Annotated in this window: 1 protein-coding gene; it reads right to left on the bottom strand. The window is 44.7% G+C overall.

Annotation, left to right across the window (positions count from 1 at the left end; translation table 11 throughout):
- Positions 1-275, bottom strand: a 275-nt coding sequence (locus tag Q4563_RS19695) for a type I restriction enzyme endonuclease domain-containing protein (RefSeq protein WP_303605721.1), incomplete at both ends; no start/stop codon positions are given.

Genomic DNA, 275 nt, shown 5'->3' with positions numbered 1-275 from the left:
AGTTTGATCTTGGTATTCGGCAGTTTGATTTTGTCGATCTTGGCTAGATAATCTTCATCAAAAATATCAATCGCACCATCCCCAGTGGATGCTTCTTCACCCAGTTTAAAGATCTCTTCGACACCATCACTTTTAATTGCTTCGGCGATCATCTCCCGCACTTTGGCGTTCATCTGCGCCGTATCCGGTGCCGTACCTCGGGTTAACTTGTAGATAATAGAGCGGGTCGCCATATAAAAGTGAATATGATCACGCTCAGCTTTACTGATCTGCTC

Source organism: Gilvimarinus sp. 1_MG-2023 (assembly GCF_030548285.1).
The sequence above is the reverse complement of the archived record's forward strand: the minus strand, read 5'-3'. Positions and strand labels throughout refer to the sequence as shown.